The organism is Tabrizicola sp., assembly GCF_022842145.1.
GTDB lineage: Bacteria > Pseudomonadota > Alphaproteobacteria > Rhodobacterales > Rhodobacteraceae > Tabrizicola.
The window spans coordinates 143,128-160,972 of the sequence record NZ_JALHQD010000009.1 but is presented as its reverse complement, the minus strand read 5'-3'; the positions used below and the strand labels follow the sequence as shown (position 1 = coordinate 160,972).

Sequence of the window (17,845 nt, the reverse complement as noted above, 5' to 3'; positions counted from 1 at the left end):
TCTTCCATCCTACCCATGCGTCCCGCACCACCTCCGGCCGGCCGAACTCCGCCTCCAGTCGTCCCTCCACACAAGCCAGGTCGATACGCCCGCTTCACCTCGCGCACCGATCCCCACCTCTAGCCCAGAACCCCGGCTGCAGTGCCCGCCGCATCAGGCTGTGTTATGCCACCAGTCTCACCCGCCCCTCAAACCTTGCACCGCCCTATACCGACCATCGCCCAACTCCAAAACCGCCCAGGCGGCCACCCTTCCGCCCGCCACCCGCTGTGGTCCGGATATCCCCGAGCAGCTCTCGATCCTCCCAAGCTCATCGGCACCAACCCTGCATCTGGCGAACGCACTAATGGCTCGTAAACGCCCACTGTCACACATTGGCCCGCTCGCCTCTCCATGGCGTCCACCTGAGGACACTTCAGACCCCCTTCCCCCCGCCCCCCTCCCCGTGCAATCTCCGGCGCATGGCCGCGACCGACCCGCTTCCCGAACCCGATCGCCTGGAAGGCGCCCCCCACCCGCGCGAGACGCGCCATCTCTTCGGTCATCCCCAGGCCGAAGCCGAATTCCTGCGCGCCTTCACCTCGCGCCGCCTGCACCACGCCTGGATGCTCACCGGCCCGAAAGGTGTCGGTAAGTCCACCCTCGCCTGGAGACTGTCACGCTTCCTGCTGGCAACCCCCGAGGATGACGGCGGCATGTTCGCCGCCCCCCCGCCCGACAACTTCGACATCCCCGACAGCCTTCCCGTCGCCCGCCGCCTTCTCCAACTGGCCGAGCCGCGCCATTTCCTCCTCCGCCGCGCCGCGAACGACAAGGAGACCGCGCTGTCCCAAGTCATCTCGGTGGACGAAGTCCGGAAGATGAAGTCGTTCTTCGCCCTCTCCGCCGCGGACGGTGGTCGGCGTACCGCCATCATCGACGCGGTCGACGAGATGAACCCCGCCGCCGCCAACGCGCTTCTGAAGCTCCTCGAGGAACCCCCCGCCAACGTCACCCTGTTCCTGATCGCCCACCAGCCCGCGCGGCTTCTGCCCACCATCCGCTCCCGCTGCCGCGAGTTGCGGCTGACACCGCTCGCCCCGCAGGACCTTGCCGACGCCCTGACCCAGGCGGGAGGCAACATCGCGCCCGAGGACCGCGGCGCCCTGGCCGAACTCTCCGGCGGCTCCGTGGGCGAGGCCTTCCGCCTGACCAATCTCGACGGCCTGAAACTCTACACCGCCGTGACCCGCCTGTTCTCCACCCTCCCCCGTCTTGATCGCCCGCAGGCCCTGGCCCTGTCCGAGATCGCAGGGGCGCGGGGCGCGGCCGAGACCTTCGATCTGATCATCTCCCTGATCGACCTCTTCCTCGCCCGCCTCGCCCGCTTTGGCGCCACCGGCCAGACCCCGCCCGAGGCCGCCGCGAACGAGGCGCAGCTTCTCCACCGCCTCGCACCCGACCCCCACGCCGCCCGCGCCTGGGCCGAGCTTGCCCAGACCCTCTCGGCCCGCGCCCGGCGTGGCAAGGCGGTCAACCTTGACCCTGCCGCACTTCTGATGGATATCCTCCTGAAGGTCGACGAGACGGCGGGAAGCCTCGCCCTGAGGTAGCTCCGAATGACATCCCCAACCGAACCCGACCTGCCCGATCTGGTGGACAGCCACTGTCACCTCGACTTCCCCGACCTGATAGCCGAAACCGAAGCGATCCTCGCCCGTGCCAAGGCCGCCGGGGTGAACCGCCTGGTCACGATCTGCACCCGTCTGAGGAACGAGCCACGAGTCCGCGCCCTGGCCGAGGCCCATGCGGAGGTTTTCTACGCCGCGGGCACCCACCCGATGAGTGCAGCCGAAGAGCCCCTCACCAGCGTTGCCGAACTCGTCACCCTTGCCCAACACCCGCGCTTCGTCGGCATCGGCGAGACCGGGCTTGACTACCACTACACGGCGGACTCGAAGGCGATCCAGCAGACCTCCCTCCGCATCCACATCGAGGCCGCGCAGGAAACCGGCCTGCCCCTGATCATCCATTCCCGCGACGCCGACGCGGACATGGAGGCGATCCTCGCCGAAGGCATGGCCCGCAAACCCTATTCCTGCGTCATGCACTGCTTCTCCTCTGGCCCGCGTCTGGCCGAGGCGGCGTTGGAGATGGGCTTCACCCTCTCCATCTCCGGCATCGCCGCCTTTCCAAAAAGCCACGACCTGCGCGACATCTTCGCACGGGCCCCGCTCGACCGGCTGATCCTGGAAACCGACAGCCCCTACCTTGCCCCGCCGCCCTACCGCGGCAAGCGCAACGAACCGGCCTACGTCGCCCACACCGCCCGGGCGATGGCGCCCGTTTTCGGCCTCAGCCTGCAGGACTTCGCCGCCCGCACCACGGCGAACTTCGACCGCCTCTTCCCCCGCGCCGCCCGCACGGCGAAGGCGGCGTGATGGCGAGACTGACCTTTACCATTCTCGGCTGCGGCTCTTCCGGCGGGGTTCCCCGCCTTGGCGGCATCTGGGGTGACTGCGACCCCACGAACCCGAAGAACCGCCGCCGCCGCTGTTCCATGCTCATCACTCGCGAAACCGCCGACGGTTTGACCCGCGTCCTGATCGACACCTCCCCGGACATGCGCGAGCAACTCCTCGACGCCGACGTGGGCGCGCTGGATGGCGTCGTCTACACCCACTCCCACGCCGACCACATGCACGGGATCGACGACCTGCGTCAGGTGGTGTTCAACCAGCGCCAGCGGTTGCCGGTGTGGGCGGACCCCCCGACACAGGAAGCACTCCTCTCCCGCTTCGGCTATGCCTTCGTCCAGCCGGAAGGCTCGCCTTACCCGCCGATCCTCGACCTCCATGCCCTGCACGGGCCCGTCACCGTGCCGGGCGCCGGAGGCCCCGTCACCCTGACCCCCTTCCGTGCCGACCACGGCAGCATGGATGCTCTCGGCTTCCGCATCGGACCGCTTGCCTACCTGCCCGACGCCGTCGAGATCCCGGCCGAAAGCTGGCCTGTGCTCGAAGGCCTCGACTGCTGGATCGTCGACGCTCTCCGCCGCAAGCCGCATCCGACCCACGCCCACCTCGACATGACTCTCGGCTGGATCGCCCGGGCAAAACCTGCCCGCGCGGTGATCACCAACATGCACATCGACCTCGACTACGAGGTCCTGAAGGCCGAGCTGCCACCCCACATCACGCCCGCCTTCGACGGGATGACGATCACCTACGACAACCAGCCCTGACCCCAACGGCTTTCATCTTTGCAAAAATATCCCACGGGGGTCCGGGGGTGTGAAACCCCCGGTCCGACACTTGCCATGAGCGCCCTTCTCGACGTCATCCTCCCGGTCTTCCTGGTCATCGGCTTCGGCTATGCCGCCGTCCGGGCGAACCTTCTGGCCGAGCCCGCTGTCGACGGCTTGATGCGGTTCGCACAGAACTTCGCCGTCCCCTGCCTTCTCTTCCGCTCTATTGCGCATCTCGATCTCTCGGCCGCCTATGACCTTGGCCTGATGACCAGTTTCTACAGCGGAGCCTTCGCGAGCTTTTTCGCCTGCTTCTTCGGCGCGATGCTGATCTTCCGGCGGGCGATGCCGGACGCGGTCTCCATCGGTTTTGCCGGGGTCTTCTCCAACTCCCTGCTCCTCGGTCTTGCCATCACCGAACGCGCCTATGGCACTGCGGCGCTGCAAGGCAACTACGCGATCATCTCGCTGCACGCGCCCCTGCTTTACGGCTTCGGAATCGCCCTGATGGAATGGGCGCGCAGCCGGGGACACGGGCTTTCGGCCTCTGCGCTCTTGCGGCAGATCAGCCGCGCGATCCTGTCACAATCGCTGGTGATAGGCATTCTGCTGGGCTTCGCGGTCAATCTCTCCGGCAATCCTTTGCCCGGTTTCTTCTGGTCTGGGATCGACATGGTCGCCAGCGCGGCCATCCCGGTGGCGCTCTTCGGGCTGGGCGGGGTTCTAGTCCGGTACCGGATCGAGGGCGACATCGGGCCGGTCATGCTGGTGACGGCAGCCTCGCTGGTTCTGCATCCGGTGATCACCTGGGTTCTGGGAACCCAGGTCTTCTACCTGGACACCGCGGCACTGCGGTCCGCCGTGGTGACAGCGGCGATGGCCCCCGGCGTGAACGCCTACATGTTCGCCCACATGTACGGGGTCGGAAAACGGGTCAACGCCTCCGCCGTCCTCGTTGCAACCGCCGCGTCGATCTTCACCGCCTGGGGCTGGCTGCATATCCTGCCATGACAGCTCCTCGATGACTTCGTCACTCGTCGCTGACCATCCGCGACGAGACGCCGATGGCGTACGAGGAGCTTCCCGTCAGCGCCCCGTGACCCCCCGCAGCCGGTCGGACCGACGCCGCAGCAACTCCACCGTTGTCAGCAACAGCACCGAGATCACCACGAGGATCGTTGCCACCGCCAGGATTGCAGGACTGATTGCCTCGCGGATGCCGTTGAACATCTGGCGCGGAATGGTCTGTTGGTCGGGACCTGCGATGAAGAGGACGGCCACCACCTCGTCGAAGGAAGTCACGAAGGCGAAAAGCGCGCCCGAGATCACGCCGGGCAGGATCAGCGGCATGATGACCTTGAAGAAGGTCGTCCTCGGGTTCGCCCCCAGCGAATGCGCGGCGCGGATCAGGGACTGGTCGAACCCCGACAAGGTCGCCGTTACCGTGATGATGACAAAGGGAATCCCCAGCACCGCATGGGCCATGATCACCCCGAGGTGGGAGTTCGCAAGGCAGCCCTTTTCCGAGAGGAAAACGCCAAAGATTGTCCCCATCGCCGAATCCGGGTCAATGCAGGCCTGAGCGAAGAAGAAGCTCATCCCGACGGCGATGATGATGATCGGCACGATCATCGGGCTGATCATCAGCGCCATGATCAGGCGGCGATAGGGCATCTCCGGCCGGGACAGGCCCAAGGCCGCAATGGTGCCCAGCACCGTCGCCAGGATCGTCGCCCAAAGGCCCACCCAGAACGAGTTCTTCGCCGCCTGCACCCATGTCGCCCGCTCCCACACCGTCGACCACCAGGAACTGTCGCGCGCCTCGTCCGGCGTCGGATGGCCCAGGGTCAAGAGCGTGTCGTACCAGCGCAGCGAATAACCTTCCGGGTCCAGCGCCATCATCTTAGGCGTCAGCGAGAAATAGGGCTCGGCGTTGAAGGACAGCGGGATGACGATCAGGATCGGCGCGATCAGGAACAGGAACACCAGCCCGCAGATGACCAGATAGCTGTAGTGCCAGATGCGTTCCAGCGGCGAGGCATAGATGGGAAGCGCCATGATGTTCTCCTCAGCCCAGCTTCAGCCGGTCGATGCCGACCAGCCGGTCATACAGCCAGTACAGCACCAGGATCGCCACCAGCAGCATCCCCGCAATGGCGGCCGCCAGCGACCAGTTCGACTTCGACATGTGGAAGCTGATCAGGTTCGAGATCAGCTGCCCGTCCGCGCCACCGACAAGTGCGGGGGTGATGTAGTAGCCCACGGCCAGGATGAAGACGAGCAGCGATCCAGCGGCGATCCCCGGCAGGGTCTGCGGCAGGTAGACCCGCCGGAACGTCGTCCAGCTGGTCGCCCCAAGGCTGCGCGCGGCGCGGGCATAGCTCGGAGGGATCACCTTCATCACCGAATACAGCGGCAAGATCATGAACGGCAGCAGCACGTGCGTCATCGCGACGATCGTGCCAGTCATGTTGTACATCATGGACAGACGGCCATCGTTGCCGATCAAGCCGATGCCGACCAGAAGGTCGTTGACGATCCCCTGCTCCTGCAACAGCGCGATCCACGAGGTCGTCCGCACCAGAAGCGATGTCCAGAACGGCAGCAGCACCAGGATCATCAGGAGCGAGGACTTCGCCATCGGCAGCGTTGCCAGAAGATGCGCCACCGGGAAGGCGAGCAGCAGGCAAAGGACGGTGATGATTGCCGAGACGATGAAGGTCTTCACGAAGAGGTACAGATAGATCCTTTGCCCGTCGTCACCACGCGCCCAGCCTTCGTCCGTCAGCTTGCGGTCAGCCGCGACCAGGTAAAACTCCGGAGTGTAGACGTGGCTGGCGGATTCCATGCCCCGCCACAGGGCCGGCATGCCCCATTCGGGATCGACGGCCAGCAGAGCTTCCTTGAAGGGCGGGGTCAGCGTATCAGCCTCGCGCGCGCCCTTCTTGAACAGGCTGATCGTACCGGGGACGGAATAGTTGATCCGAGTCCCCGCCTGGCCAGTGGTCTTCTCGACCTGCATCCTGGCAAGATCCTGCACCAGTGCGGCATAGGCTTCTTCGGGCGGGTTGGCGGGATCGAAACCCTTGTTCTGAGCGAACCAGTTCACCAGCGTCGGGGCGGAATTGGCAAAGCCGTCATGTTCGAAGGACCGTTTCAGCATGTAGCCGATCGGCACCAGGAAGGTCAGGACCACAAACAGCAGAAGCGGCAGGACCAAGAGGAACGCGCGCCGTCTGGCACGGGCCTGTGCGGCGGCAAGCGCCGCTTTCAGCGGGCGTCCGTCGGCGGTCGTCAGAAGGTTGGTCGCTGCCTCGGCCATATCTGCCTCGTCGGAAAGGTTTCGGGCGCGAGGGTTGCCCCCCGCGCCCGACATCAGGATTTACTGCGACAGCCAGGCCTGGAAGCGCTCGTTCAGTTCTGCGTCATGGTCGACCCAGAAGTCTGCCGAGGTTTCCAGCGCGTTGGTCAGGTTCTCCGGAGCGGTCGGCAAGTGCGGCGCCATCACCGTCTTGCCGTCCTTGAAGATGATGTCGGTGGCCAGCGACGACTTGCGCGCCGGGCCATACGAGATCTGCTCGGCCGACTTGCGCAGGCCTTCAGTCGAGGTGGCGAACTTGATGAACTCCATCGCGTCAGCCATGTTCGGAGCACCCTTCGGCACGACGAACATTTCATTCTCGTAGATTTGGCCATCCCAGACGATCTGGAACGGTTTGCCTTCGTTCATCGCCGCGGCGAAGATCCGGCCGTTGTAGGCGGTGGTCATCACGACCTCGCCGTCAGCCAGAAGCTGCGGAGCCTGCGAACCGGCTTCCCACCAGACGACTTCCGACTTGATGGTGTCCAGCTTGGCGAAGGCACGGTCCACACCCTCGGGCGTGTTCAGCACGGCGTAGACTTCAGAAGCCGGAACGCCGTCGCCCATAAGCGCGAGTTCCAGAACCGCCTTGGCTCCCTTCTTCAGGCCGCGCTTGCCGGGGAACTTCTCCAGGTCGAAGAAGTCCGCGGCTTTGGTCGGGCCTTCCGGGAAGACGGTCGTGTCATAGGCGAACACGTTCGACCAGATGTCGGTCGACACGCCGCATTCGGTCACGGCGCCCGGCAGGAAGTCTTCCGCAGCCGGGGTACCATCTGCACCGGCGGGCAGCGAGTTGATGTCGATCGGTTCCAGCACGCCCTCGTCGCACAGGCGGATGGCATCGGCATATTCCAGCGAGGCGACGTCAACGGTGACGTTGCCCGATTCGACCATCGCCTTGACCGGAGTGGCCGGGTTGTCGCTGTCCACCATGATCGCGTTCTTGCCGGTCGCGGCGATGAACGGCTTGATGAAAGCCTCGGTCTGGGCTTCGCCATAGGCACCGCCCCAGGACATGACGGTAATGTCGGCGTTGGCGGCAAAGCCGAACGACGTCATTGCAGTCGAAAGGATCAGAATCTTCTTCATTCGCAAGCTCCCTTGGGTTGGACTTTACTTCGTTGCTCTTGTGCGTCTCCGGTGCCCAGAGGGCCCGCGGTGCAGCATCAGGGGTCGAGCGCGCGGGCATCCTGGGGATGCCAGCCCACCTTGATCTTCTGGCCGGGGGACAGCTTGGTCTGCCCCAGCGTGTTGCGCATCTTCATCACGAACTCATCCGAGCCCGCGACCTTCAGAACCGCGCGCAGGATGTCGCCCATGTAGATGATCTCGACGACCTCGGCCTCGATGGTATGGGCGCCGGGCGGCATCATCTCGGGTTTGAACTCCACCCGCTCGGGACGGATCGAGACCAGGGTCTTCTGGCCTTTTTCCTTGATGTTCACCGCGGTGGCGTCGATCAGCTCGCCCGTGGCCAGCCGCACCAGAGCCTTGTCGCCGGCAAGCTCCTCGATGGTGCCGAGAAGCTTGTTGTTCTCGCCGATGAACTGGGCAACGAAGCTGTTGTCGGGCCGTTCGTAAAGATCGGCGGGCGGGGCCAGCTGCTGGATCTTGCCGTCGTTGAACACGGCGACGCGGTCCGACATGGTCAGCGCCTCACCCTGGTCGTGGGTGACATAGACCACGGTGATGCCCAGCGATTCATGCAGGTGCTTGATCTCGAACTGCATGTGTTCGCGCAACTGCTTGTCCAGCGCGCCCAGCGGTTCGTCCATCAGGACAAGCTTGGGGTCGAAGACCAGCGCCCGGGCCAGGGCGATCCGCTGCTGCTGACCGCCCGAAAGCTGCGCCGGCCGCCGGTTGGCGAAGGCGCCCATCTGGACCATGTCCAGCGCGCGCTTGATTTTCGTCTCGCGCTCGTCCTTGCCCATGCCGCGGACTTCCAGCGGGAAGGACAGGTTCTCCCCCACCGTCATATGCGGGAACAGCGCGTAGTTCTGGAACACCATGCCGATACCGCGCTTGTGCGGCGGCACCTGGTTGATCGGTCGGCCGTCCAGCTTGATCTCGCCGTTCGTGGCGGTCTCGAACCCGGCCAGCATCATCAGGCAAGTGGTCTTGCCCGATCCCGACGGTCCAAGCATCGTCAGGAACTCACCCTTGGCGATGGACAGATTCAAGTCCTTCACGACCAGAGAGATGCCGTCATAGCTCTTCTGGACATGCTCAAAAGCGACGAAGGCGTCGTTGCGGGGCTCAAGCGTCACCCGTGTCTCCCTGATGTGCTGGACGCCTGGGGCGTCTCTTCTGCTTGATTCGACTAAAGCGAAAGCTCCCCCCCAATGCAACGCACTTTTTCGACCCCCAAGAGCACTTATGCGACGCCTTTGGTCCGCTTTGCGCCGCTGCGGGAAAAACGGTCAGATTCAGTCCGTCCCACGGTCTATCTGCCTGCGATCTGCGCAAGAAAAGGAGGCATTCCGTCATGCCGCGGCGTGGAAATGGCGAAGGGCGCGAAGGTTTCCCCCGCGCCCTTTGGCTTGTCCCGACCGACCCTGGTGCGGATGAAAAGACTCGAACTTTCACTCCGGTTAAGGAACAGCGACCTCAACGCTGCGCGTCTACCAATTCCGCCACATCCGCACGGGGTCAAGTCTTGGACGCCCGCTATCTAGCGACAGTCGCGCTGGAAGGGAAGGGGCATTTTCGCCTCTTTCGCCTGCCCTCGCGCCCGGCAATCCGACGGAGTATAAAGCGGCGAACCCAAAGGCATCCTGCAAGGCGCATCATGGTGGACTGGACGCATATCCCGGGACTGGCCCCCTACCCCGAGACGCTGGCCGCGATGGAGGCACATGTCGCCGCCATGAACGCCGGAACCACCGGGGAAGCCATCTGGCTTCTGGAACACCCGCCGCTTTACACGGCCGGGACCTCGGCCAAGCCCACCGACCTTGTCGATCCCGATCGATTCCCGGTCTTTCCGGTCGGCCGTGGCGGCCAGTACACCTACCACGGCCCCGGACAGCGCGTGATCTACGCAATGCTCGACGTCAAGGCGCGGGGCGGCGACGTGCGCTGCTTCGTCCGCGAGCTGGAACGTTGGGTCATCGACACCCTGGCCGAATTCAACGTCACTGGCGAGATTCGCCCCGGTCGCGTCGGCGTCTGGGTCACCCGCCCCGACCACCTTGGCCCGGACGGCCAGCCCGCCGAGGACAAGATCGCCGCCATCGGCATCAAGCTGCGCCGCTGGGTCAGCTTCCACGGCATCTCGATCAACGTCGAACCTGACCTGAGCCATTTCGATGGAATCATCCCCTGCGGCATCCGCGACCACGGCGTCACCAGCCTGGTCGACCTCGGCCTGCCGGTAACTATGGCCGACCTCGACGCCGCCCTCCTTGCCACCTTTCCGCGCCGCTTCCAGGTCAGTTGCGCCGCGTAAGATGTCGCATAGCACCAGGATGCTATTGCATATCAGCCGCAGCCGACCCCATGTTCCGCTCATGGAGACGCCCCGGCGCTCCGACACACATGAGGACACCATGACGAAGTTCATCCTTCTTGGCCTGACCGTCGCCGCGCTTTCGGCCCCTGCCTTCGCAGGTGACCCGGCCGCCGGTGAGGACACGTTCAAGAAGTGCAAAGCCTGCCATTCGGTCATCGCCCCCGACGGGACCGAGATCCAGAAGGGCGGGCGCACCGGACCGAACCTTTACGGCATCGTCGGCAAGGGCGTGGCATCCGACCCGGACTTCTCCTACGGCGACTCGCTCGCCGCCCTGGGCGCGACGGGCGCCGTCTGGGACGAGGCCAGTCTTGCGGCCTATGTCGCGAACCCCGCCGACTACCTGAAAACCGCGCTTGGCGACGATGCGGCCAAGTCGAAGATGTCCTTCAAGCTTGCTGCAGGCGGCGAGGATGTGGCGGCCTACCTGGCGTCGGTCGCACAGTAGGTCACCCACCGTCCGGCACCGGACGACGTGGACTGAAAAGGGCGGTCCTTCGGGTCCGCCCTCCGCATGTCGGACGTGCGGTCAGACAAGTCCCCGCTGCGCCCCGGGGCAACCTCGCAGGGTGCCTCCCTCGAAGAACCAGTATGCTTCGGCCGAGCCTCCCAGCGGAATGGAGCGAGTATTGGTCCGAGCGGCAAGGCTGGAACATGACCTCCATGACGCCCACGACCCAAAGCCGCCCGATGGGCCGGCGCTGGATGTTTGCCGGACCACCCGCTCTCTAAACCATGAACTCCATTCGATAGTGGCCGATGATCCATCCCACACCACGTCGGCCGGAAGTGCCCACGCACGTCAGATTTTAATAGACAAGATCAGACACTGCTGCCCGCCCCGGAAGCCCTGCTCATCAGGCCCAAAAGGCCCCTGCCCCCGGAGACTCGCCCTTCCCGTGCACGCGAAAGCCGAAGCGGCCCCGGCCCGCCTCAAAGCCTGCCACTTTCCACTGACTTTTCTGCCCCCTGCGGCAAAGTCATACATTGCGAGCGGGGCATCCTGCGGCTAAAGACGAGAACACAAGGGAACCGGGCGGGCTTACGGGCTCGTGAACGGATATGTAAGAACGACCAAAGCGGAGGACGCCTATGGCGGACGCAGCCATCCACGGCCATGACGAACATCATCGACCCGGGTTCTTCACCCGCTGGTTCATGTCGACCAACCACAAGGACATCGGGATCCTCTATCTGTTCGTCGGCGGTTTCGTCGGCCTGATCGCGGTCCTCTTCACCGTCTACATGCGGCTGGAGCTGATGCATCCGGGCGTGCAGTACATGTGCCAGGAAGGCGCGCGCTTCATCGCGGACGCCGCGGCGACCTGTACGCCGAACGGGCACCTGTGGAACGTGCTGATCACCTATCACGGCGTCCTGATGATGTTCTTCGTCGTCATCCCGGCGCTGTTCGGCGGCTTCGGCAACTACTTCATGCCGCTGCAGATCGGCGCGCCGGACATGGCCTTCCCGCGCATGAACAACCTGTCATTCTGGCTTTATGTCGCCGGAACCTCGCTGGGTGTGGCTTCGATGCTGGCACCGGGCGGCGGTGGCGATCTGGGCACCGGCTTTGGCGGCGGCTGGGTCCTGTACCCGCCCCTGTCGACCACGGCCGAAGGCGGCTACGCGATGGACCTCGCGATCTTCGCGGTCCACCTGTCGGGTGCCTCCTCGATCCTGGGCGCGATCAACATGATCACGACCTTCCTCAACATGCGCGCCCCCGGCATGACCATGCACAAGGTGCCGCTGTTCGGCTGGTCGATCTTCGTGACCGCCTGGCTGATCCTGCTCGCGCTGCCGGTCCTTGCGGGTGCCATCACCATGCTGCTCACGGACCGCAACTTCGGGACCACCTTCTTCTCGCCTTCGGGCGGCGGCGACCCGGTCCTCTACCAGCACATCCTGTGGTTCTTCGGCCACCCGGAAGTCTACATCATCATCATCCCGGCCTTCGGGATCATCTCCCAGGTCATCTCGACCTTCAGCCGTAAGCCGATCTTCGGCTACCTGCCGATGGTCTACGCGATGGTGGCAATCGGTGTCCTCGGCTTCGTCGTCTGGGCGCACCACATGTACACTGCCGGGATGTCCCTGACCCAGCAAAGCTACTTCATGCTGGCGACGATGGTCATCGCGGTGCCGACGGGCGTGAAGATCTTCTCCTGGATCGCGACGATCTGGGGCGGTTCGGTGGAGTTCAAGACCCCGATGCTCTGGGCCTTCGGCTTCCTCTTCCTCTTCACCGTCGGCGGCGTGACCGGGATCGTCCTCAGCCAGGCTCCGGTGGACCGCGCTTACCACGACACCTACTACGTCGTGGCGCACTTCCACTACGTGATGAGCCTTGGTGCAGTGTTCGGGATCTTCGCCGGGGTCTACTTCTGGATCGGCAAGATGTCGGGCCGGCAGTACCCGGAATGGGCGGGCAAGCTGCACTTCTGGATGATGTTCATCGGCTCGAACCTCACCTTCTTCCCGCAGCACTTCCTGGGTCGCCAGGGCATGCCGCGCCGTTACATCGACTATCCGGAGGCCTTCGCCTACTGGAACTGGTTCTCCTCGATCGGCGCGTTCCTGTCCTTCGCCTCCTTCGTGTTCTTCATCGGCATCGTGTTCTACACACTGCTCTGGGGCCGTCGCGTGACCGAGAACAACTACTGGAACGAATACGCCGACACCCTGGAATGGACCCTGCCCTCGCCGCCGCCCGAGCATACGTTCGAGCAGCTGCCGAAGCAGTCCGACTGGGACAAGAGCCACGCGCACTAAGCGCATGATATGACCCAAAGGCCCCGGGCTGCAGCAGCGCCCGGGGCCTTTTCCTTTTCTGAAAGGCCGTTCCGATGCGTGTCGTCTTCTTCCTTGCGGTGCTGATCATCGTCGCGCTCGTAGGCTACATCGGCATCACCGGCTACTTTCTGGCCCACGCCGCCGTGGGACTGCTCAAGGTCGGCGCGATCTCCACCGCGCTCGCCACCGCCGAGCCGCCGACCGATCCGATGGCGCTTGGCTACCGCGGCGACCCGACGACAGCCTTGGCCCTTCCCTTCCAGACCGTCACCCTGGACATGCCGCTCGGCCCGACCGAGGCGTGGCTCGTCCCCGCCGCCGGTCCGGAAGCCGGGCGCGCGATCTATGTCCACGGCATCGCCGGCGCGCGCGAGGACGGCTACCGCGCCCTCTCGATCCTGCACGAGGCCGGATGGTCCGTCCTCCTCATCTCATACCGCAACGATCCCGATGCCCCCGCCGCGCCCGAGGGCACCTACGGTTTCGGCCTGACCGAATGGCCTGATCTCGAAACCGCCGTCTCCCGGATGGCGCCCACCGAGGCAGACCGGGTCCTGGTCGTCGCCGAATCGATGGGTGGCGCGATCCTCGGCCAGTTCCTGGCGCAAAGCCCGCTGGCGCCCCGGGTGCAGGCCGTGGCGCTGGACAGCCCCGCCGTCAGCTTTGGCGCGGTGATCGACCACTTGGCCGGCCAGGGCGGAAAGCCCCTTCCGGGCGTGATCGCCGCAACGGCCCGGCAAATCCTGCCCTACAAGACCTCCCTGCCCATTGCCGAGGCCGAGGTCGCCGCAAGCTTCCAGACCTTCCCCGGCCCGCTGTTCCTGACCCACGGCAACGCCGACCGCATCGTCCCGCATGGTCCCTCGCAGGCTTTGGCCGACACCCGAAGCGCCCCCACCGTCACCCTCTGGACCGGAGCCGACCACCTCGGCTCCTATGCCGAGGACCCGGCCGCCTACCGCGCCGCGTTCCAGGACTTCCTGGGCCGGATCGGCGGTTAAAGCCGGTCGATCTCGGCCGCGACCCGGGCCTGCAGGTCCCAGAGGTAACGGTCGCGGATGCCCAGGGACTCCAGATGGCTGACCGTGTTGTGCAAGTATTCCGCGCAGCTGCCCTTGAAACCCACCGCACGCGCCAGCCGCGCGGCCTGGTCGCCGGACGAAAGCCGCACCACATCAGGATCGTGTTGTGGCGCGCAATAGAAAGCCAGCGCACGGACCGGATCCTCCGCGCCCCGTACCGTCACCCAGCGCAGCCAGGGAAGATCCTCGTGGTGGGCAATCTCGCGCCGCAAAAGCCGCAGCATCCGGCCTTGGGGGTCATCCTCGGGCATCCTGTAGGCCACGCCCACACAGGCGCCGCCCCGCTCCAGCGCCAGCATCAGGCCCGGCTGCTCCAGGGTGGCCCGCCAGTTGGTCATGTGCAGGCAGAAGGAGCGCCGCCAGCCATGCACCACCCCGCGCCGGGCTTCGACATGTTCGAAGTCCGGATTCCAGATCAGCGACCCATAGGCAAAGACCCAGAACGCCCCACCATCCAGTTCGCCAACCAGGCGTTGCGCCACTGCGGCGAAATCCTCATCGCGCATAGGGGTGAAGCGTGACCCCCGGTCCTGCCGTACCACCTCTCGCGCGACCTTTGCCAGATGTGCCGGCCCCAGCGCCATCACCCGACCACGCGCTGCCATGTCTTCCCTCCGCCCCCCAAGACGCTTGGACCCCGCCCCAAGGATCGCAAGTCTGCCCTCTCATGACAAGGTGCCGCACTTGGCCCCCTTCCCTTTCGGTGCGAAGAACTTAGAACCAACCCATGCCCTATCAATGGCTTCCCCCCGACGGCGGCGAGGACCGCTTGCACCTCTGGCCGCACCGCTCGCTGAACCAGCGCGGCTTCGTCTGGTTCGTCGGCGCGACAGCGACCCTCATCGCGGTGCCGCTGGTCGGCATCCTTGGCACCCCGGTCCTCTGGGCGCTGCTCCCGTTCCTGCTCGGCACGATCTGGGCGATCTGGTTCGCGCTCCGCAAGAACGGCCGCGACCGCGACATCGTCGAGGATCTGCGCCTGTCCCGCGACCGCATTTCGCTGGTCCGGCACGGGCCACGCGGCCGCCGCCAGGACTGGGAGGCAAACCCCTACTGGCTGCGGATCACCCTGCACGAAACCGGCGGCCCGGTGCCGAACTACCTGACGCTGAAAGCCGATGGCCGCGAGGTCGAACTGGGCGCCTTCCTGTCCGAGGACGAACGCGTTGCGCTGCGCGGCGAACTCCAGTCCCGCCTGCGCGAGGTGCGCTGACTTGATCCCGATCAAGGCCGCTGGACGGGCCGGGGCGCAGAATTACCGTATCGCCCCTGGCCGGAGCCCTGCCATGACCGACCCAACCCCCCGCTGGACCCGCCCCGCTGCCCTTGTCGCCGCGGTTTTCGGCGCCATAACGATTTTCAGCGGCAGCATGGTGCTGTTCGGGCCGCGGGGGGCACAGGACTTGGCCGGCAATGCCGTGCCCTCTGTCGTGATGTTCAACACCGCTGCGGGATTCGCCTACCTGGCCGGAGCCGTCGCACTTTGGCGCAACCACCCGGCCGCCCGGCCCATCGCCCTCGCCATCGGCGTTGCCACCCTGATGGTGCTCGCGGGCTTCGCCGTAACCGCTCTGACGGGTGCGCCCGTCGAACTGAGGACCGCCCTTGCCCTGCCGTTCCGCGCGGCCTTTTGGCTGGTCATCGCCTGGGCTCTTGGGCGCCCGGCCTACCCGGCCTGACCCTGCTAGCCCAGAAGGATGCAGCCGTACTCTTTTTCCATGTGGTTGGTGATCGCGCCGGCCCAGGAGTTGGTCCTGCCGGTCATCGCCAGCGCACTGCCCAGCGAAGGTTCCCCCGCTTCGATGCCCTGCATCATCTCGCCCACGAAAACCTCGGCGAATTTCCCGACGTTCTCTTCGAATGCAGCCATCGCCTCTTCCGCCTGGTCCCGCGGGGGCTCGCCCAAGGGCCCGGGCTTGCAGGCAAAGACATAGGTGTCGCCGTCCGAGGCGATGATCTCAACCCGCTCGCGTCCCGGATACATCAACGCCAGGACCGAAGTCATGTCGAAGGCCAGCGCGACCGCAGCCCCCAGCATCTAGCCCAGCCGCGCCTTGACCAGCGCGCCGACCGCGCCGAAATCCATCTGCCCGGTGTAGCGCGCCTTCAGCACTGCCATGACCTTGCCCACGTCGCGGATGCTGGCCGCACCCGTCTCGGTCACGGCGGCATCCAACGCCGCTGCAATTTCCGCCGCGTCCAGCTGGCGCGGCAGGAACTCCTGGATCACCCCAATTTCCGCCAGTTCCTTCTCGGCCAGCTCCAGCCGTCCGCCCTCTTCGTAGGCGCGCGCCGATTCCTGGCGCTGCTTCACCATCTTGCCCATGATCTGCAGGATTTCCGGCTCGCCGACCTCGCCTGCATCGGATTCGCCGCGCAGCGCGATCTCCCGGTCCTTGATGGCGGCGTTGATCAGGCGCAGCGTCGAAAGCCGGTCGGCTTCCTTGGCTTTCATGGCCTCCTTGAGGGCCGTCTGCAGACGGTCGCGCAAAAGCATGGTCGCACTTTCCGATAGTTTCCCCAAGCCGCTGACTCTACCTTGAACCGCCCAAGACCGCAACTCTGCCTGATTTTACCAAATCGTTGATTTCCAAGGAAAATCCTTTTCGCATCCGCCCTTGACCCTGCGGCCCCCGGCCCTTAGTTTCCGCGCAATTTGCCAATTGGGAGAGTCGCCATGCCTGCGCAGCAGAAGCCTACCGCCTGCCTCGCACTTGCCGACGGCAGCCTCTTCTACGGCCACGGCTTCGGCGCCACGGGCGAGACGGTGGCCGAGCTTGTGTTCAACACCGCGATGACCGGCTACCAGGAAATCATGACCGACCCCTCCTACGCGGGCCAGGTCGTGACCTTCACCTTCCCCCACATCGGCAATACCGGCGTCACCGCAGAGGATGACGAAACCGCCAGCCCCGCCGCTGCCGGCATGGTGGTCAAGTGGGACCCGACGGAACCCTCGAACTGGCGTTCCACAGGCGAGTTGACCCAGTGGCTGACCAAGATCGGGCGCATCGGCATCGGCGGAATCGACACCCGCCGCCTGACCCGCGCGATTCGCCAGCAGGGCGCGCCGCATGTGGCTTTGGCACATGACCCCGAGGGCCGCTTCGACATCGAGAAACTGGTCGCCCGCGCCCGTGCCTGGAAGGGCCTCGTCGGGCTTGACCTGGCGAAGGACGTGACCTGCGCGCAATCCTACCGCTGGGATGAAAAGCGTTGGGCCTGGCCCGAGGGATATACCCAGCGGCAAGGACCCGGCCTGCGGGTGGTCGCCATCGACTACGGTGCCAAGCGCAACATCCTGCGGTGCCTCGCATCCGTGGGCTGCGAAGTCACCGTCCTGCCAGCCTCCGTCACGGCAGAGGATGTCCTCGCCCTGAACCCCGAAGGCGTGTTCCTCTCCAACGGCCCCGGCGACCCCGCGGCGACAGGCACCTACGCCGTGCCAATGATCCAGGGGGTTTTGGCAAAGGACTTGCCGCTGTTCGGCATCTGCCTTGGGCACCAGATGCTGGCCTTGGCACTTGGTGCCAAGACCCGCAAGATGAACCACGGCCACCACGGTGCGAACCACCCTGTCAAGGACCTGACCACCGGCAAGGTCGAGATCACCTCGATGAACCACGGCTTCACGGTGGACGCCGATACACTGCCCAAGGGCGTCAGCGAGACTCATGTCAGCCTGTTCGACGGCACCAACTGCGGCATCGCGGTAGATGGCAAGCCGGTCTACTCGGTCCAGTACCACCCCGAGGCCTCGCCCGGCCCGCAAGACAGCTTCTACCTCTTCGAACGTTTCGCAGAAGCGATGAAATCCCGCCGCGCCTGATCGGGCCTTAACGACCTGTTAACCCCCCACGCGCATGCTG

The 17,845-nt window shown here is 65.3% G+C and carries 18 protein-coding genes and 1 tRNA gene; 11 read left to right on the top strand and 8 right to left on the bottom strand.

The features are described 5' to 3' along the window. Nucleotides 1-461: 461 nt before the first annotated feature. From Q0C42_RS18825 to Q0C42_RS18810, 4 genes are all read left to right on the top strand, one after another. Entirely contained in the window at nucleotides 462-1,592 is a 1,131-nt protein-coding gene (locus Q0C42_RS18825; RefSeq protein ID WP_295079632.1) for a DNA polymerase III subunit delta', read from the top strand. A gap of 6 nt (nucleotides 1,593-1,598) precedes the next feature. Beyond that, nucleotides 1,599-2,420: a TatD family hydrolase gene (locus tag Q0C42_RS18820; RefSeq protein ID WP_295079629.1), complete on the top strand. Its 822-nt coding sequence runs from the start codon at nucleotides 1,599-1,601 to the stop codon at nucleotides 2,418-2,420. After that, nucleotides 2,420-3,223 carry an MBL fold metallo-hydrolase gene (locus Q0C42_RS18815; protein ID WP_295079626.1) on the top strand — a complete coding sequence of 268 codons (804 nt, stop codon included), beginning with the start codon at nucleotides 2,420-2,422 and terminating at the stop codon, nucleotides 3,221-3,223. Before Q0C42_RS18820 ends, Q0C42_RS18815 begins: the two co-directional genes overlap by 1 nt. Nucleotides 3,224-3,298: 75 nt before the next feature. Next, complete coding sequence (locus Q0C42_RS18810; RefSeq protein ID WP_295079623.1) at nucleotides 3,299-4,237, top strand: AEC family transporter; 939 nt, start codon at nucleotides 3,299-3,301, stop codon at nucleotides 4,235-4,237. Nucleotides 4,238-4,312: 75 nt separating this feature from the next. On the opposite strand, the gene Q0C42_RS18805 is transcribed toward Q0C42_RS18810, so the two are convergent. From Q0C42_RS18805 to Q0C42_RS18785, 5 genes are all read right to left on the bottom strand, one after another. Next, nucleotides 4,313-5,284 carry an ABC transporter permease gene (locus Q0C42_RS18805; RefSeq protein ID WP_295079620.1) on the bottom strand — a complete coding sequence of 324 codons (972 nt, stop codon included), beginning with the start codon at nucleotides 5,282-5,284 and terminating at the stop codon, nucleotides 4,313-4,315. A 10-nt stretch (nucleotides 5,285-5,294) separates the two neighbouring features. Continuing rightward, entirely contained in the window at nucleotides 5,295-6,548 is a 1,254-nt protein-coding gene (locus Q0C42_RS18800) for an ABC transporter permease (protein WP_295079617.1), read from the bottom strand. 60 nt (nucleotides 6,549-6,608) lie between these two features. Continuing rightward, entirely contained in the window at nucleotides 6,609-7,676 is a 1,068-nt protein-coding gene (locus Q0C42_RS18795; protein ID WP_295079614.1) for an ABC transporter substrate-binding protein, read from the bottom strand. 77 nt (nucleotides 7,677-7,753) lie between these two features. Continuing rightward, nucleotides 7,754-8,854: an ABC transporter ATP-binding protein gene (locus Q0C42_RS18790; RefSeq protein WP_295079612.1), complete on the bottom strand. Its 1,101-nt coding sequence runs from the start codon at nucleotides 8,852-8,854 to the stop codon at nucleotides 7,754-7,756. A 289-nt stretch (nucleotides 8,855-9,143) separates the two neighbouring features. Continuing rightward, nucleotides 9,144-9,230, bottom strand: a tRNA-Leu gene (locus Q0C42_RS18785). A 106-nt stretch (nucleotides 9,231-9,336) separates the two neighbouring features. On the opposite strand from Q0C42_RS18785, the gene lipB reads away from it, so the two are divergent. The 4 genes from lipB to Q0C42_RS18765 all read left to right on the top strand — a co-directional run bounded on the left by lipB (nucleotide 9,337) and on the right by Q0C42_RS18765 (nucleotide 13,895). Continuing rightward, nucleotides 9,337-10,035 carry a lipoyl(octanoyl) transferase LipB gene (gene lipB / locus Q0C42_RS18780; protein WP_295079684.1) on the top strand — a complete coding sequence of 233 codons (699 nt, stop codon included), beginning with the start codon at nucleotides 9,337-9,339 and terminating at the stop codon, nucleotides 10,033-10,035. Between the two features lie 100 nt (nucleotides 10,036-10,135). Further along, nucleotides 10,136-10,546 (top strand): cytochrome C, encoded by a 411-nt coding sequence (locus Q0C42_RS18775; protein ID WP_295079609.1) that lies wholly within the window; start codon nucleotides 10,136-10,138, stop codon nucleotides 10,544-10,546. Nucleotides 10,547-11,190: 644 nt separating this feature from the next. After that, nucleotides 11,191-12,873 carry a cytochrome c oxidase subunit 1 gene (locus tag Q0C42_RS18770; protein WP_295079606.1) on the top strand — a complete coding sequence of 561 codons (1,683 nt, stop codon included), beginning with the start codon at nucleotides 11,191-11,193 and terminating at the stop codon, nucleotides 12,871-12,873. Nucleotides 12,874-12,947: 74 nt separating this feature from the next. Beyond that, a complete protein-coding gene (locus Q0C42_RS18765; protein ID WP_295079603.1) occupies nucleotides 12,948-13,895 on the top strand; it encodes an alpha/beta fold hydrolase in 948 nt (315 codons plus the stop codon). On the opposite strand, the gene Q0C42_RS18760 is transcribed toward Q0C42_RS18765, so the two are convergent. Next, nucleotides 13,892-14,581, bottom strand: a complete 690-nt coding sequence (locus Q0C42_RS18760) for a gamma-glutamylcyclotransferase (protein WP_295079600.1) — start codon at nucleotides 14,579-14,581, stop codon at nucleotides 13,892-13,894. The genes Q0C42_RS18765 and Q0C42_RS18760 overlap by 4 nt on opposite strands. 122 nt (nucleotides 14,582-14,703) lie before the next feature. Here Q0C42_RS18760 and Q0C42_RS18755 point away from each other — a divergent pair, with 122 nt between their 5' ends. After that, nucleotides 14,704-15,189 carry a DUF2244 domain-containing protein gene (locus Q0C42_RS18755; RefSeq protein WP_295079597.1) on the top strand — a complete coding sequence of 162 codons (486 nt, stop codon included), beginning with the start codon at nucleotides 14,704-14,706 and terminating at the stop codon, nucleotides 15,187-15,189. A gap of 73 nt (nucleotides 15,190-15,262) precedes the next feature. Further along, nucleotides 15,263-15,655 carry a hypothetical protein gene (locus Q0C42_RS18750; RefSeq protein ID WP_295079594.1) on the top strand — a complete coding sequence of 131 codons (393 nt, stop codon included), beginning with the start codon at nucleotides 15,263-15,265 and terminating at the stop codon, nucleotides 15,653-15,655. A gap of 5 nt (nucleotides 15,656-15,660) precedes the next feature. On the opposite strand, the gene Q0C42_RS18745 is transcribed toward Q0C42_RS18750, so the two are convergent. Continuing rightward, on the bottom strand, nucleotides 15,661-16,014 hold the full coding sequence (locus Q0C42_RS18745) for a hypothetical protein (RefSeq protein ID WP_295079592.1): 354 nt from the start codon (nucleotides 16,012-16,014) through the stop codon (nucleotides 15,661-15,663). After that, entirely contained in the window at nucleotides 16,015-16,473 is a 459-nt protein-coding gene (locus tag Q0C42_RS18740; RefSeq protein WP_295079589.1) for a GatB/YqeY domain-containing protein, read from the bottom strand. A 180-nt stretch (nucleotides 16,474-16,653) separates the two neighbouring features. Here Q0C42_RS18740 and carA point away from each other — a divergent pair, with 180 nt between their 5' ends. Further along, nucleotides 16,654-17,805 carry a glutamine-hydrolyzing carbamoyl-phosphate synthase small subunit gene (gene carA / locus Q0C42_RS18735; protein ID WP_295079586.1) on the top strand — a complete coding sequence of 384 codons (1,152 nt, stop codon included), beginning with the start codon at nucleotides 16,654-16,656 and terminating at the stop codon, nucleotides 17,803-17,805. Nucleotides 17,806-17,845 lie beyond the last annotated feature (40 nt).

Excerpts from the sequence above, each read along its gene's own strand:
- Q0C42_RS18775 (WP_295079609.1), top strand. The coding sequence starts at position 10,136 with ATGACGAAGTTCATCCTTCTTGGCCTGACCGTCGCCGCGCTTTCGGCC.
- Q0C42_RS18755 (WP_295079597.1), top strand. The coding sequence starts at position 14,704 with ATGCCCTATCAATGGCTTCCCCCCGACGGCGGCGAGGACCGCTTGCAC.
- Q0C42_RS18745 (WP_295079592.1), bottom strand. The coding sequence starts at position 16,014 with ATGCTGGGGGCTGCGGTCGCGCTGGCCTTCGACATGACTTCGGTCCTG.
- carA (WP_295079586.1), top strand. The coding sequence starts at position 16,654 with ATGCCTGCGCAGCAGAAGCCTACCGCCTGCCTCGCACTTGCCGACGGC.
- Q0C42_RS18760 (WP_295079600.1), bottom strand. The coding sequence starts at position 14,581 with ATGGCAGCGCGTGGTCGGGTGATGGCGCTGGGGCCGGCACATCTGGCA.
- Q0C42_RS18800 (WP_295079617.1), bottom strand. The coding sequence starts at position 6,548 with ATGGCCGAGGCAGCGACCAACCTTCTGACGACCGCCGACGGACGCCCG.
- Q0C42_RS18805 (WP_295079620.1), bottom strand. The coding sequence starts at position 5,284 with ATGGCGCTTCCCATCTATGCCTCGCCGCTGGAACGCATCTGGCACTAC.
- Q0C42_RS18810 (WP_295079623.1), top strand. The coding sequence starts at position 3,299 with ATGAGCGCCCTTCTCGACGTCATCCTCCCGGTCTTCCTGGTCATCGGC.
- Q0C42_RS18815 (WP_295079626.1), top strand. The coding sequence starts at position 2,420 with ATGGCGAGACTGACCTTTACCATTCTCGGCTGCGGCTCTTCCGGCGGG.
- Q0C42_RS18770 (WP_295079606.1), top strand. The coding sequence starts at position 11,191 with ATGGCGGACGCAGCCATCCACGGCCATGACGAACATCATCGACCCGGG.
- Q0C42_RS18820 (WP_295079629.1), top strand. The coding sequence starts at position 1,599 with ATGACATCCCCAACCGAACCCGACCTGCCCGATCTGGTGGACAGCCAC.
- Q0C42_RS18765 (WP_295079603.1), top strand. The coding sequence starts at position 12,948 with ATGCGTGTCGTCTTCTTCCTTGCGGTGCTGATCATCGTCGCGCTCGTA.
- Q0C42_RS18825 (WP_295079632.1), top strand. The coding sequence starts at position 462 with ATGGCCGCGACCGACCCGCTTCCCGAACCCGATCGCCTGGAAGGCGCC.
- Q0C42_RS18750 (WP_295079594.1), top strand. The coding sequence starts at position 15,263 with ATGACCGACCCAACCCCCCGCTGGACCCGCCCCGCTGCCCTTGTCGCC.
- Q0C42_RS18795 (WP_295079614.1), bottom strand. The coding sequence starts at position 7,676 with ATGAAGAAGATTCTGATCCTTTCGACTGCAATGACGTCGTTCGGCTTT.
- Q0C42_RS18740 (WP_295079589.1), bottom strand. The coding sequence starts at position 16,473 with ATGCTTTTGCGCGACCGTCTGCAGACGGCCCTCAAGGAGGCCATGAAA.